This window comes from Extensimonas soli (genome assembly GCF_029211265.1).
GTDB classification, from domain to species: Bacteria; Pseudomonadota; Gammaproteobacteria; order Burkholderiales; family Burkholderiaceae_C; genus Extensimonas; species Extensimonas soli.
Window position 1 is genome coordinate 238,909 of record NZ_JARGEL010000013.1, and the last position, 13,710, is coordinate 252,618.

Below are 13,710 nucleotides of genomic sequence, written 5' to 3' on the forward strand. Positions count from 1 at the left end.
GGTGCAGTGTGTACCATTCGAGGCTTTTCAGCTTGGCGCGGCAGATGCGCGGTTTTCGCAGGCAGTCCATGACCACTGATCACTCACATTCCTCTCTTCGCTCCCCTTCGTCTCTGCCGCAGCGCCCTGGGCTCTTGCGTCGCCAGATGCTCGCGGCCTTGGCAGTCAGCCCGGCCTTGCCGGCACTGGCGCAGTTTCGCGTCGAGGTCACGGGCGTGGGGCTGACGCAGCTGCCCGTGGTCATTGCACCGTTTCGCGGCGAGGCGCAATCGCCGCAGAAGATCGCCGCGATCGTGCAGGCCGACCTGGAGCGCAGCGGGCAGTTTCGCGGCGTCGATACCGCGGGCGCCGCGCTCGACGAAATGTCGCGCCCCGACCTCGCGCCGTGGCGGCAAAAGGCTGCCGACGCGCTGGCCACGGGCAGCGTCACGCGCCTGGCCGATGGGCGCTACGACGTGCGCTTTCGCCTCTGGGACGTGGTGCGCGGGCAGGACCTGGGCGGGCAGGGCTTCGTCGTCACGCAGGGCGACCTGCGCCTGGTGTCGCACCGCATCGCCGACTTCATCTACGAAAAACTCACGGGCGAGCGCGGCATTTTTTCCACGCGCATCGCCTACGTGACCAAAGCGGGCGGGCGCTACAGCCTCTGGATCGCCGACGCCGACGGCGAAAACGCCCAGCCTGCGCTCACGAGCCCCGAGCCCATCATCTCGCCTGCCTGGTCGCCCAGCGGCGCGCAGATCGCCTACGTGTCCTTCGAGTCGCGCAAGCCCGTGGTCTATGTGCACGATGTGGCCACGGGGCGGCGCCGGCTGATCGCCAACTTCCGCGGCTCCAACAGCGCGCCCGCCTGGTCGCCCGACGGCCGCACGCTGGCCGTCACGCTCACGCGCGACGGCAATTCGCAGCTGTACCTCATCGACGCGCACGGCGGCGAGCCGCGCCGCCTGATCCAGAGCGCGGGCATAGACACCGAGCCGGTCTTCACCAAGGACGGCCGCAGCATCTATTTCGTGAGCGACCGCGGCGGCTCGCCGCAAATCTACAAAATGCCCGGTGGCGGCGGCAACGTCGAGCGCGTGACCTTCACGGGCAACTACAACATTTCGCCCTCGTTGAGCGCCGACGGCCGCTGGATGGCCTACATCGCGCGCATCGGCGGCGCCTTCAAGCTGCACGTCATGGAGCTGGGCTCGGGCGCGATCACCGCCATCACCGACACCAGCGCCGACGAAAGCCCGAGTTTCGCGCCCAACAGCCGGCTGATTCTCTATGCCACGCAGGTCCAGGGGCGCGAGGCGCTCATGACGACCACGCTGGATGGCAAGATCAAGGCGCGCCTGGCCGGGCAGAACGGCGACATCCGCGAGCCCGACTGGGGGCCGTTCCAGAAACAATGAACAATGACCGTCCATCGGGCCGCTGCTCCCCCATTCCCTGTTCCACATCCATGACCTTGCGGAGAACTTCCATGATCCAACGCCTCACCCTGGCCATTTCCATTGCCGCCCTCGTGGCCGGTTGCAGCTCCGGCGTCAAGCTGAGCGAGCCGCCCGTTGAAGACAAAAACGCCGTCCCCACTAGCGGTGCCAATGCAGGCAACACCGCGCAAAGCGCCGTGGCAGGCGTGGACCTGGGGCAAAGTGCGCGCGACGCGGCCGGCCCGCAAGGCGTGAGCCGCCTCGTGTATTTCGACTTCGACAGCTACGTCATCAAGCCGGAGTTCCAGTCGCTGCTCGAAGCCCATGCGCGTTTTCTCAAGGCGAATCCGAGCCGCAAGGTTTCGATCGAGGGCCACACCGACGAGCGCGGTGGGCGTGAATACAACCTTGCGCTGGGCCAAAAACGCGCCGAGGCCGTGCGCCGTGCGCTGGCGCTGCTGGGCGTATCCGACAGCCAAATGGAAGCCGTGAGTTTCGGCAAGGAAAAGCCCGCCCTCGAAGGCCACAACGAAGACGCCTGGGCGAAGAACCGCCGCGCCGAAATCTCCTACCGCTGATGGCCATGGCAGCACATCCATGGTCGTGCTTGCGGCCCGCCAAGGCGCTGCTGGTGCTGGTTTTGTTCTGTGCGTTCTTGCCAGCGGCCCGTGCGGCCCTGTTCGAGGATGACGAAGCGCGCCGCGCCATTCTGGAGCTGCGCCAGCGCGTCGATCGCCTGACGAGCGACAACGAGCAGCAGCGGCGCGGCCTGCTTGACCTGCAGTCGCAAATCGAGACGCTGCGTGCCGACCAGGCCAAACTGCGCGGGCAGAACGAGCAGCTGACGCGCGACGTGGCCGACCTGCAGCGCCAGCAAAAAGACATGGCGCAAGGGGTGGACGCGCGCTTGCGCCAGTTCGAGCCGGTCAAGGTGTCGGTCGATGGCCAGGACTTCCAGGCCGACCCCGCAGAAAAGCGCGACTTCGAAGCCGCGCTCGCGACGTTCCGCGCCGGCAAGTTTGCCGATGCGCGCACGGCGTTCGCTGGTTTCCTGCAGCAATATCCGCGCAGCGGCTACGTCCCCTCGTCCCGCTTCTGGCTCGGCAATGCGCAGTACGCCTTGCGCGATTACAAGGCGGCGATCGACAGCTTCAAGCAGCTGCTCGCGCAAGCGCCGCTGCATGCCAAGGCACCCGAGGCCCAGCTTGCCATCGCCAACTGCCAGATCGAGCTCAAGGACACGCGCAGCGCGCGCAAAACGCTCGAAGACCTGCTGCGCAGCTATCCGCAGTCCGAAGCGGCCGTGGCGGCCAAAGAGCGTCTTTTGCTATTGAAATGAGTGCTGATCACGCAGATTCTGCAATGCTTGCGGGGCCGCAAGATGTAGATTTGCAGCGCCGCTTCGGCGGCCTCGAGCGCCTCTACGGCATCGCAGGCGCGCAGCGCATCCGTGCGGCCCACGTGGCCGTGGTCGGCGTCGGTGGCGTCGGCTCCTGGGCGGCCGAAGCGCTCGCGCGCAGCGGCGTCGGGCGCATCACGCTGATCGACTTCGACCACGTGGCCGAATCCAACGTCAACCGCCAGATCCATGCCCTGTCTTCGACCCTGGGCCAGGCCAAGGTGCTGGCCATGCAGGCGCGCATCGCCGAGATCAACCCCTGCTGCCGCGTCACCTGCATCGAAGAGTTCGCCACGCCGCACAACTGGCCTGCTTTGCTGCCAGAGCCGCCGGACGCCGTCATAGACGCCTGCGACCAGGTGCAGGCCAAGACCGCGATGGCTGCCTGGGCGCGTGCGACCGGAGCCATGTTCATCTGCGCCGGCGCCGCGGGCGGCAAGCGCCTGGCGCACAAGGTCGACATTGCCGACCTCAGCGCCGTCACGCACGACCCGCTGCTCGCGCAGCTGCGCTATCGCCTGCGCAAACACCACGGCGCGCCGCGCACGGGTAAAGCCATAAACACCCCCTGCGTCTTCAGCCGCGAGGCCGTCGCCCCGCCAGATGCCTCCTGCGCCGTACAGGGCGACGGCACGCTGAGTTGCCACGGCTACGGCTCGGTCGTCACCGTGACCGCGACCTTCGGCCTGTGCGCCGCCGGCTGGGTGCTCGACCGCCTCGCGAGCCCATCGCAAAAAATCAAGGTGTCTGAAAAAGACGCTATAATGCAAGGCTTTACTGCATGCGGGTAAGCATGCAGCGGCAAAAAATGGGACGTTAGCTCAGCTGGTAGAGCAGCGGACTTTTAATCCGTTGGTCACAAGTTCGAATCTTGTACGTCCTACCAATAAAATCAAGCACTTAGCGCAGAAATGCCTAGGTGCTTTTTTCTTGGCTGGGTGCCATGTAAGGGCGCGTGTAAGCCGATTTTTGCAACCCAGTTTGGCCCGTTGGGTACACCCAATGGCCAAACCGAGAGAAAACGGTCGTGCAGTGGCTGCGTTCAACCCAGATTGTCCATGAGGCGGTGCTGCGCACCTACGCGGGTGCTGGCGGACGTCTGCCGGTCATTTTGGCCGCGGCTTCGTCGTTCATGGCACCGGCCATGCACTCCTCAGCCGCGACCAAACTGCCTCGCCAGCCGCCTCGCCATCATCCCGCGTCCTCATGAACAATCTGGGTTCAACCGCTGCCTCAGCCCTCGCGGCGCAGCGCGGGGAACAGGATCACGTCGCGGATGCTGGGGCTGTCGGTCAGCAGCATCATGAAGCGGTCTATGCCTATGCCGCAGCCGCCCGCCGGGGGCATGCCGTATTCGAGCGCGCGCACGAAGTCGTGGTCGAAATACATGGCTTCGTCGTCGCCGCTGTTTTTCGCCGCGACCTGCGCGTGAAAGCGTGCGGCCTGCTCTTCGGCGTCGTTGAGTTCGGAAAAGCCGTTGCCGAATTCGCGCCCCGTGATGTAGAGCTCGAAGCGTTCGGTGACTTCGGGGCGCAGGTCGTTGGCGCGTGCGAGCGGCGAGATTTCGGTCGGGTGCTCCATGATGAAGGTGGGCTGCCAGAGCTTGTCTTCGACCGCCTCCTCGAAGTAGAGCACCTGCAGGCCGGCGAGCGAGCGGGCAGAGAGCCGGTCTTTTTCTTCGCTGCGGCCCAGGCGCTTGAGCGCGCTGATGAGCCAGGCCGGGTCATCGACATGCGCGCCGGCTTCGGTGTGCTGGAAGATCGCTTCGCGTATCGTCAGGCGCGCAAAGGGCTGCGCCAGATCGACCGCGCGGCCTTGGTAATACAGCTGCAGCTTGCCCACGGCCTTGAGTGCTGCGTCGCGGATCAGCTGTTCGGTGAAGTCCATCAGGTCGCGGTAGTTCCAGTAGGCCGCGTAGAACTCCATCATCGTGAACTCGGGGTTGTGGCGCACCGAGATGCCTTCGTTGCGGAAGTTGCGGTTGACTTCGAACACGCGCTCGAAGCCGCCCACGAGCAGGCGCTTGAGGTACAGCTCGGGCGCGATGCGCAGGTACATCTCCTGCTCGAGCGCGTTGTGGTGCGTGACGAAGGGGCGCGCGTTGGCGCCGCCCGGAATCGGGTGCAGCATGGGCGTTTCGACTTCGAGAAAGCCGTGCTGCACCATGAACTCGCGAATCCCCGCGATGGCCTTGCTGCGTGCGACGAAGCGCCGGCGCGCGTGTTCGTCGGTGATCAGGTCGACGTAGCGCTGGCGGTATTTTTGCTCCTGGTCGGCCATGCCGTGGAACTTGTCGGGCAGCGGGCGCAGGCTCTTGGTGAGCAGGCGCAGGTTCGAGACCTTGACCGAGAGCTCGCCGGTCTTGGTCTTGAACAAAGTGCCCTCGGCGCCGAGGATGTCGCCCAGGTCCCAGTGCTTGAAGGCCGCGTAGAGCTCGTCGCCCACGGCGTCGCGCGTGATGTAGAGCTGGATGCGCCCGCCGCCTTCGCCCACTTCGCTGAGCGAGCCGTCTTGCAGCGTGGCAAAGCTCGCCTTGCCCATGACGCGCTTGAGCATCATGCGCCCGCCCACGCTGACGGCAATGGGGCTGCCTTCGAGCAGCTCGGCCGGCGTCTCGCCGTGGGCGGCGTGCAGCTCGGCCGCGTGGTGCGTGGGCTGGAAGTCGTTCGGGAACGCCAGCGGGCCGCCTGCGGTCTGCTGCTCGCGCAGCGCGCGCAGCTTTTCGCGGCGCTCGGCGATGAGCTGGTTGTCGTCCTGGGGTGCGAGGCTGGAGGCGGGACTCTGAGGGACGGGAGCGGCGGGGGCGGCGGGTTTTGGGGTGTGCGGCATGGGGGGCATCAGCGTGGCGCTGATCGATAGGCCAAAAACGGCTGATTTTAGGTTTTTGTGGCCTTGGGATAATCCGCCCATGTTTTTCAAAGCCGGGGTCTTGTCCTTCGCCTTGCTGCTGGCAAGCCGCGTGCTCGGCCTGGTGCGCGAATCTGCCCAGGCGGCGGCTTTTGGCGCTTCGGGTTTGGGCGACGTGGCCGTGTTGATGCTCAGCCTGCCCGACTGGCTGGCGGGCGTGCTGAGCAGCGGGGCGCTCGCCTATGTGCTGCTGCCGCACTGGGCGCGCGAGACGCCCGCGCAGCAGGACGCTACGCAAAAATGGGTGCAGCGGCGCCTGCTTTGGCTGGCGGCAGCGCTTGCTCTGCTGTTGTGGCTGGCGCAGGGGTCGCTGGCCGCATGGCTGTTGCCGGGCGTGGCCCCGCAGCTACGCAACGCTGCGCTGGTCTGGAGCGCGTTGGCTTTGCCAGCGGCTTTGCTCGCGGGGCTCTGGGGCACGCGGCTGCAGCACGAGTGTGATTTCGTCGGGCTCTACAGCGCCAATCTGGTGGTGAACGCCGTGGTGATCGCGGCCTTGCTTCTGCTTGCCCGCGAGGGTGGCGCGCAGGGTGTGCCGCAGGGTGTCAGTAACCTGCTGGGCGCGAGCTTGCTGGCCGCGATGCTGCTGCGGCTGGCCTGGCAGGGCTGGCGCCTGCACCGGGCGAGGATGCCGAAGCGCGCGCCTGTGGCGGCATCCGGGCCTGCCTTGGTGGCTGCGGTGGATGAGCCTGCGGCGCATTTGCCGCCGACCCTTCCCAAGCCGGTCGGGCTCCCGGGTTGGCACAGCTGGCTGTGGGCGGCACTGGCCGCGGGCCTGCCTTTGACTTTGCCTTTTGTCGCGCGCAGCCTGGCCTCGGCAGCAGGCGCAGGCACTCTGGCCGTGTTCAATTACGCCTGGAAATTGGTCGAACTGCCGCTGGTGCTGGCCATACAGCTCGTGGCTGCGCTGGCCTTCCCTGCGATCGCGCGCGCGCATGCGCAAGCGGCCACGCCCGAGGTGCCCGACGGGCTGCACAGCCCCGCCATGGCCCAGGCCGTGCGCAGTTCATTGGCGCTGGCGTGGACGCTGGCCTGCGCCGCGGCGGCGGCCCTGGTCGTCGGCGCGCCGGCGCTGGCCAGCCTGCTGTTCGGCTGGGGGCGCATGCAGTCCGGGGCGCTCGCGCAAGTGGCCGCGTGGGGGGCCACGGGGGCGTGGGGGCTGCTGCCGCAGGCGTTGGCCGCCGTGGCGCTGACCGTGCTGGCCACGCTGGGGCGGCTGCGCCTGGCGGTGTGGGCGTACGCGTTGGCGCTGGCCGTTTTGTTGCTGGCAGGCGCGGCGGGCCTGCACCAAGGGCGTGCGCTGATGGGTTTGCTCAATATCCTGTTTTGCGGCGTGGCCTTGGCCGCCTGGTGGGGGCTTGGGCCGGTGGCGCGCCAGTGCCTGCCCGTGCGTGCCATGCTGGTGCCTTTGGCGGTGCTGCTCGCCCTGGCCTGCGCCGCCCAGTGGTGGGCTGCGGCAATGGGCGATCTGGGGCGCGCGGCGCTGGTGCGGGACTTTGGAAGAAATCAGGCATTCATGCTTGTCTGTTCAGCATGGTCAGCTATTCTTGTGATAGTTGCAAGCTGGTTCGGGGCGCCGCAGTTGCGTGAGGCCTTGCGGTCATAATCCCGCCCTCATGATCGAGTTTCTGCAGATCACCAACGACCCCGCGCTGGCGCGGCGTTGCGCTGCGCTGCCGGGCATGCGCATGTTCGTCGATCTGGAGCGCCACGGCAAGGCCGAGCGCCAGGCCGGGCGCAGCACGTTCATCAGCACGCACACCCTGGACGACGTGGGCCGCATGCGTTGCGCCCTCGATCAGGCGCCGTTTCACGCGCAAGACGCTGGCTCCAAAGCGCACAAGGCGCGCCTCATGGTGCGGGTGAATCCCCTGCATTCTGGCAGTGCACGAGAAGTCGATGCCGTGCTGGCGCAAGGGGCCGACTGGCTGATGCTGCCCATGTTCCACACGCCCACTGAGCTGCGCACTTTCAGCGCCCTGGTCGCGGGGCGTGCGCCCATCGTCGCATTGCTGGAGACGGCGGGCGCGCTGCGCTCGCTCGAGGCGTGGGTAGCCACGCCCGGTTTGTGTGAGGTGTTCGTCGGGCTCAACGACCTGCACCTCGAGCTCGGCTGCCGCTTCATGTTCGAGCCGCTGGCGCTGGGCCTGCTCGAGCCCGTGGCGGCACAGGCGCGGGAGCGGGGCCTGCGCTTTGGCTTCGGCGGGCTTGCGCGGCTCGACGAGGGGCTGCTGCCGGGGCGCGACGTGCTGGCCGAGCACCTGCGCCTGGGCTCGCAAGCCGTGATCCTCTCGCGCACCTTTCACCGCAGCGACGCGCCGACCACCCTCGAGGAAGCCATTGCCGAGTTGCGACAGGCCGAGGCCGCGCTCGCCGGACGCACGGCGCAGCAGGTACAGGCCGACCGCGCACGCATCGCCGAGCGCATTGCTGCGATCGCCGCGGCCCAGCCTGCAGCGCAGGAAATGCTTCGTAAATGATGAGCTGCAAGCGCTTGCTGGACGTGGCCCTGTCGCTGCTTTTGCTGTGCCTGCTGAGCCCGCTGCTGCTGCTGGCGGCGCTGGCGATCGTGCTCGAAAGCGGCTGCCCCGTGCTGTACCGCCAGACCCGGCTGGGGCTGCACGGAGAGCCCTTCGGCATGCTCAAATTCCGCAGCATGGTCCAGAATGCCGCGGCCATCGGCCCCTACTTCACGCAAACCGACGATCCGCGCATCACCCGCGTGGGGCGCTTCATCCGCCGCACCAGCATCGACGAGCTGCCGCAGCTGTGCAACGTGCTGCGGGGCGAGATGAGCCTGGTCGGCCCGCGGCCCGACGTGCCGGCGCAGCGCGCGCTGTATTCCGACGCCGACTGGGCGCAGCGCTGCAGCGTGCGCCCCGGCATCACCGGCCTCGCGCAGGCGCTGTACCGATCCGAATCGACCGAGGCGCAGCGCCTGGCCGCCGACCTGCGCTACACGCGCGAAGCCTCTTGCTGGCTCGACCTGAAAATCCTGCTCCTGACGCTCAAACGCCTGTCAGGAAAAGGGGGAAACTGAACATGTGCGGCATCTTCGGCTACTGGGATCGGGCGCGGCGCGCCTTGCCGCACGAGGCGCCATAAAAGATCGAAGATTGACTTTATATACCTGTTCATATATATTTTGTCATGCTCGGAAACGAAAGGCCTCTTGAATGGATCGGCAGCAGCTACAAAGACTTGATGACTCTGCCTGCGGACGTTCGACGGTTTTTTGGCTTTGCCTTATCGTTGGCGCAGGCGGGTGACAAGCATGACGCGGCCAAGGCGCTCAAAGGCTTTGGTGGTGCTGGGGTGCTGGAGGTGGTGGAAGACGATGCAGGCGGCACCTACCGTGCCGTGTACACCGTCAAGTTTGCCGAAGCAGTGTTTGTCCTTCACTGCTTCCAGAAAAAAAGCAAGCGCGGCATTGCCGTGCCAAAGGAGGACATGGAGATCATCGAGGCAAGGCTGAAAATTGCCGAAGCGTATGTAAAGGGGGCGCGGAAATGAAAACTCGACTTGTCGATGGCGTTGAAGTGCGCCAAGGCTCAGGCAACGTGTTTGCCGACCTTGGCTTGGCTGATGCCGAAAAACTCAAGATCAAAATGGGTCTTGTCATCGAGATCAGGAAAGCCATGCGCAGCCGTGGTCTGACACAACAGGAAGCTGCCAAACGGATGGGCATTACCCAGCCCAAAGTTTCCGACATGATGCGCGGCGACTTCACCAACCTGTCTGAGCGCAAACTGATGGATTGCCTTACGCGGCTGGGCTACGACATTGAAATCAAGGTGCGACCTGCCAAGGCGGAAGTCGGGCATCTGATGCTTGCGGCGGTTTGATGCCAAGCCTCCAGCGGGCTGTGTCCCGCAAACATAGCGACGTCGTGAGGAAGGCATAAGGCCATGTGCGGCATCTTCGGCTACTGGGATCGGGCGCGGCGCGCCTTGCCGCACGAGGCTCTGCATGCGATGGCGCGCACGCTCGCGCACCGCGGGCCGGACGACGAGGGCATTCACCACCAGCCGCAGCGCGGTGTGGCCCTGGGCAACCGGCGGCTGGCGATCATCGACATCGCCGGTGGGCACCAGCCCTTCGTGAGCGACTGCGGCCGGATCGCCGTGGTGCAAAACGGCGAAATCTTCAACCACGTGGAACTGGCCGCCGAACTGCGTGCACAGGGCGTGCAGCTGCACACACACTCCGACACCGAAGTCATCCTGCGCCTGTACGAGCGCGAAGGCATCGCCTGCCTGCGCCGCCTCAATGGCATGTTTGCGATCGCCATCGACGACGCGCGCGAAGATGCGCTGTACCTGGCGCGCGACCGCATCGGCGTCAAACCGCTGTACGTGGCCGACGACGGGCAGCGGCTGCTGTTTGCTTCAGAAATCAAGGCATTTTGGCCGCAAACGCTTGCAGGGCAAGCACGAGCAGCTATCGACCTGGAAGCAATCCACCATTACCTGAGCTTCAACTACATCCCGCCGCCCTGGACGGCCTACGCCGGCGTGCGCCACCTCATGCCCGGCACCTGGCACAAATACACGCGCGGCCGCCACGTGCACACAGAGCGCTGGTGGAGCCTGGCAGACCAGCGCGAGCGCGAGCAGTGCTTCGAGGACTGGGCCGAAGAATTCCTGGCCCTGCTCGACGACGCCGTGCGCATCCGCCTGCGCGCCGACGTGCCTTTTGGCGCCTTTCTCTCGGGCGGGGTGGATTCGAGCACCATCGTCGCCCTCATGGCGCGGCATGTGCAGGCGCCGGTGCGCAGCTTCAGCATCGGCTTTGCCGATCCGCGCTATGACGAATCCGCCCATGCCGAACTGGCGGCGAGGCGCTTTGGCTGCACGCACACCAGCGAGATGGCCGAACTCAACATGCTGAGCCGCTGGCCACAGGTGCTGCACCAGCTCGACCAGCCGCACGGCGACGCATCCTTCATGCCCACGCTGCGCGTGAGCGAACTCGCGGCGCGGCACGTGAAAGTGGTGCTGACCGGCGACGGCGGCGATGAACTGTTTGCGGGCTACGACAAATACGCCCAGTTCTTCGCCCGGCCCGACGCACTGGCCCTGCCGCAGCCGGCATTCGAGCGTAGCTACTTCGACAGCATTTCGCTCTTCACCCCTGCAGCCAAGAACGCGCTGTACCGCCCCGAGGTGCGCGCACGGCTCGAAGGACTGGACAGCTTCAGCGCCGCTGCGCAGCCCTGGCTGCAAGAGGCGCAGCACTTCGACCGCATCAACCAGGCGCTGTACCTGGACATGCAACTGCTGCTGAGCGGCAACAACCTGGTCAAGCCCGACCGCATGGGCATGGCCGTGGGCCTGGAGGCGCGCACGCCTTTCCTTGACTGGCGCCTGATGGAATTTGCCTTCCGCGCCCGCGGCGCGACCAAGCTGGCGCCGGATGGCGACAAAAAACACTGGTTCAAACGCGCCGTGGCCCCGCTGATCGGCGAAGATCTGGCCTACCGCAAAAAGCAGATGTTCACCGTACCCATAGGCGACTGGTTCCGCACGGAATGCTACCCCTGGCTGCGCAACCTACTTCAAAATAGTGAGCTGCTTATGCAGTCTTTTCAAGTGAAAGAGATAGATTTGATGCTGGAAAAGCACCGATCCGGCAGCGTCAACTACACGCGCGAGTTGCGCGCACTGGCCGCGCTGGCGTTGTGGGCGCAGACCCAGGGACTTGGGCCAGGCATGGCGCCGACCGGAGAGGATCGCGCATGAAGCAGCGGCCTATCTGGCTGTTCGTCTGTTATGGCGGCGGGCACGTCCGGGCCCTGTTGCCCGTGGCTGAGCGCGTGCGCGCTCTGGGTGTGGCCGAGCCGCTGATGCTTGCGCTCACCACGGCGGCGCCAATCGCCCGCGCCCGGGGAGTGCCCACCCTCGGTTTTCGTGACCTTCTCGAGCCCGGTGACCACCTCGCGCTCGCGGTTGGTGAGCGGCTTGCAGATCAACTCACCATGCAGGCCGCCGAGCGGGACGAATCGGTGGCCTACCTGGGCCTGTCCTACACCGATCTCGAGCAACGGCACGGCCCGGTCGAGGCTGCCGAGCGCTACGCGCGCTATGGTCGCCTGGCCTTCCTGCCGCTTACTGTCCTCGAGCGGGCATTGCGGCGGGTGCAACCGGCGCTGGTGCTCGCCACCAACTCGCCGCGCGCGGAGCAGGCTGCGATCGAGTCCGCCCGCGCGCTTGGCATCCCTAGCCTTTGTCTGCTCGACCTCTTTGGCATCTGGGAGCGCGAGCGCCTCGTCCGTGCCGACTATGCCGACGCGCTCTGTGTTTTGAACGGGGCGGTGCGAGCGGCTTTCGTCGCTGCAGGGCGTCCGCCGGAGCAGGTCTTCGTCACGGGCAACCCCGCCTTTGATGGCCTGAGCGACCCTACGCTGCCCGCGCTGGGCGCCGGGCTGCGTCGTGAGGCGGGGTTCGATGGGAAATACGTGCTTTTGCTCGCCACCTCGCCCGAGCCGGAGCGCGTCCCGGGAATCACCGCCGTTGGCGACCCGCAGTGGCCGCGGCGCATCGAGCAGCGTCTGATCGAAACGGTCCGGGGTGACCCGCGGCTCGCGCTTTGGTTGCGCCGCCACCCCAGCGAGCCGCCGGTCGACGTGGTTGACGCCCTCGCGCACCCGCGCATCCGCGTAGCCGGCGCTGAGGTGCCGTTGCACGCCTGGCTGCACGCGGGTGACGAGGTGCTGGTGACGGTTTCAACGGTCGGCGTCGAAGCGGCGCTTGCCGGACGGCCGGTTACGCAGATACGAGGCTCCATCCTCGATGGGTTGAGTCCGTTTGACCGTATGGGCGTGGCCACCCGAACCGTGGGGTGGGATGAATTGGGAAGTGCATGGTCGGGGCCACTGATGGGGCTGAGCAAGGACCAGAATCCGCCGAGCGACTTGGCTCTTTCTGCCACCGATGCAGTGTTGAATGTTGCGCTACGACTCCAATTGGGAGGGACGGGCTCATGAGGCTTCGCGTCATCGAACTGAACGAGGCGCAGCGGCGGTTCGAGGGGCTTGCGCCGAGTTTGCAAGTTGCCAGTGTGAGTCCGGCGTTCGCAGCTGCCGACGCGAGGAGAAGTTCGGCGTTGCGGTGTATCCACGTGGCTCTTGAGTGTTGCGAGTTTGAATGGATGACCTCGGTGCACTTGCAGCCCTTTTTGGGCCGTTCGGATTGGCGAGGTGCCATTTCGCCCTATGGGTACGGTGGCATCCTAACCACGTGCTCGGATCGCGAATGGCTTCAGGAGGCATGGGCGTTCTGGCAGCAGTGGTGTTGCGAGCATGGAGTTGTGGCTGAGTTGGGACGTTTTCATCCGCATTTGGCCTCTGAAGCGGCATTTTTCGGTCGCGTGCACCTGAATCGGCAAACGGTGTCGATAGACCTTCGCTGCGGGGAGATCAGCGCGGGTTTCAACCTGCTGACAAAAAGAAAAATCAGCCGCGCGCGGCGGCATGCGGTGCTGACACGCTGGAGCCGCAACGCCCTCGACTGGGAAAGATTTGGCCGCTTTTACCTTGAGGCGATGGTTGCCATGGGCGCGCAGCCGTTCTACCTGTTCCAAAATTCATACTTCGAAGCGATCCGTCTTTTGCAGCAGTCCCGCCTGTTGATCTGCGAACTGGATGGGGAGTGGCTCTCGGCGGGTATTTACTTGTTCGGAGGCTGTGTTGCGGAGTATCACCTCGGTGCCAGCAGTCCAAGCGGAAAGTCGATTGGCACGCCTTATTTGATGCAATGCGTTGCAGCGGAAGCGGCGCAGTCTGAGGGGCTCGATTGGCTTTATCTCGGCGGGGGGACGGATACGAGAGAAGACAACTCTTTGTTGTTTTACAAACTTGGGTTTTCTCGGATCACTCGAAGCTTTTATGTCGGCGAAGCGGTTCATGACCCCGAAACCTATTGGGCGCTCGCGGCGCAGCGTGGGTACAGTCTCGAGACGCCGCCGCCACGAGTGCTGCTGGACTAA

The 13,710-nt window shown here is 65.7% G+C and carries 13 protein-coding genes and 1 tRNA gene; 13 read left to right on the top strand and 1 reads right to left on the bottom strand.

Annotated elements, in window-relative coordinates; genetic code table 11:
* Positions 1-68 precede the first annotated feature (68 nt).
* The 5 genes from tolB (at position 69) to PYV55_RS05220 (ending at position 3,706) form a co-directional block, all read left to right on the top strand.
* On the top strand, positions 69-1,400 hold the full coding sequence (tolB, locus tag PYV55_RS05200; RefSeq protein WP_407066767.1) for a Tol-Pal system beta propeller repeat protein TolB: 1,332 nt from the start codon (positions 69-71) through the stop codon (positions 1,398-1,400).
* 71 nt (positions 1,401-1,471) lie between these two features.
* Positions 1,472-1,999: a peptidoglycan-associated lipoprotein Pal gene (pal, locus tag PYV55_RS05205; protein WP_275849622.1), complete on the top strand. Its 528-nt coding sequence runs from the start codon at positions 1,472-1,474 to the stop codon at positions 1,997-1,999.
* The gene (gene ybgF, locus PYV55_RS05210) at positions 1,999-2,760 is read left to right on the top strand and encodes a tol-pal system protein YbgF (RefSeq protein ID WP_407066768.1); all 762 of its coding nucleotides are present in this window, start codon (positions 1,999-2,001) and stop codon (positions 2,758-2,760) included. The genes pal and ybgF overlap by 1 nt, the downstream gene beginning before the upstream one ends.
* Positions 2,757-3,611 (top strand): tRNA threonylcarbamoyladenosine dehydratase, encoded by an 855-nt coding sequence (locus PYV55_RS05215; RefSeq protein ID WP_275849624.1) that lies wholly within the window; start codon positions 2,757-2,759, stop codon positions 3,609-3,611. The genes ybgF and PYV55_RS05215 overlap by 4 nt, the downstream gene beginning before the upstream one ends.
* Before the next feature lie 19 nt (positions 3,612-3,630).
* Positions 3,631-3,706: transfer RNA gene (locus tag PYV55_RS05220), tRNA-Lys, on the top strand.
* A 347-nt stretch (positions 3,707-4,053) separates the two neighbouring features.
* On the opposite strand, the gene lysS is transcribed toward PYV55_RS05220, so the two are convergent.
* A complete protein-coding gene (gene lysS / locus PYV55_RS05225; protein WP_275849625.1) occupies positions 4,054-5,649 on the bottom strand; it encodes a lysine--tRNA ligase in 1,596 nt (531 codons plus the stop codon).
* A gap of 79 nt (positions 5,650-5,728) precedes the next feature.
* On the opposite strand from lysS, the gene PYV55_RS05230 reads away from it, so the two are divergent.
* The 8 genes from PYV55_RS05230 (at position 5,729) to PYV55_RS05265 (ending at position 13,710) form a co-directional block, all read left to right on the top strand.
* Positions 5,729-7,330 (top strand): lipid II flippase MurJ, encoded by a 1,602-nt coding sequence (locus PYV55_RS05230; RefSeq protein ID WP_275849626.1) that lies wholly within the window; start codon positions 5,729-5,731, stop codon positions 7,328-7,330.
* Between the two features lie 10 nt (positions 7,331-7,340).
* Entirely contained in the window at positions 7,341-8,204 is an 864-nt protein-coding gene (locus tag PYV55_RS05235; protein ID WP_275849627.1) for an aldolase/citrate lyase family protein, read from the top strand.
* The gene (locus PYV55_RS05240; RefSeq protein WP_275849628.1) at positions 8,201-8,764 is read left to right on the top strand and encodes a sugar transferase; all 564 of its coding nucleotides are present in this window, start codon (positions 8,201-8,203) and stop codon (positions 8,762-8,764) included. The genes PYV55_RS05235 and PYV55_RS05240 overlap by 4 nt, the downstream gene beginning before the upstream one ends.
* 110 nt (positions 8,765-8,874) lie before the next feature.
* A complete protein-coding gene (locus tag PYV55_RS05245; protein WP_275849629.1) occupies positions 8,875-9,237 on the top strand; it encodes a type II toxin-antitoxin system RelE/ParE family toxin in 363 nt (120 codons plus the stop codon).
* Positions 9,234-9,569, top strand: coding sequence for a helix-turn-helix domain-containing protein (locus PYV55_RS05250; protein ID WP_275849630.1), 336 nt, complete (start codon positions 9,234-9,236; stop codon positions 9,567-9,569). The genes PYV55_RS05245 and PYV55_RS05250 overlap by 4 nt, the downstream gene beginning before the upstream one ends.
* A 63-nt stretch (positions 9,570-9,632) precedes the next feature.
* Positions 9,633-11,465 carry an asparagine synthase (glutamine-hydrolyzing) gene (gene asnB, locus PYV55_RS05255; RefSeq protein WP_275849631.1) on the top strand — a complete coding sequence of 611 codons (1,833 nt, stop codon included), beginning with the start codon at positions 9,633-9,635 and terminating at the stop codon, positions 11,463-11,465.
* Positions 11,462-12,709: a UDP-glycosyltransferase gene (locus tag PYV55_RS05260; RefSeq protein ID WP_275849632.1), complete on the top strand. Its 1,248-nt coding sequence runs from the start codon at positions 11,462-11,464 to the stop codon at positions 12,707-12,709. Before asnB ends, PYV55_RS05260 begins: the two co-directional genes overlap by 4 nt.
* Positions 12,706-13,710, top strand: coding sequence for a hypothetical protein (locus tag PYV55_RS05265; RefSeq protein ID WP_275849633.1), 1,005 nt, complete (start codon positions 12,706-12,708; stop codon positions 13,708-13,710). Before PYV55_RS05260 ends, PYV55_RS05265 begins: the two co-directional genes overlap by 4 nt.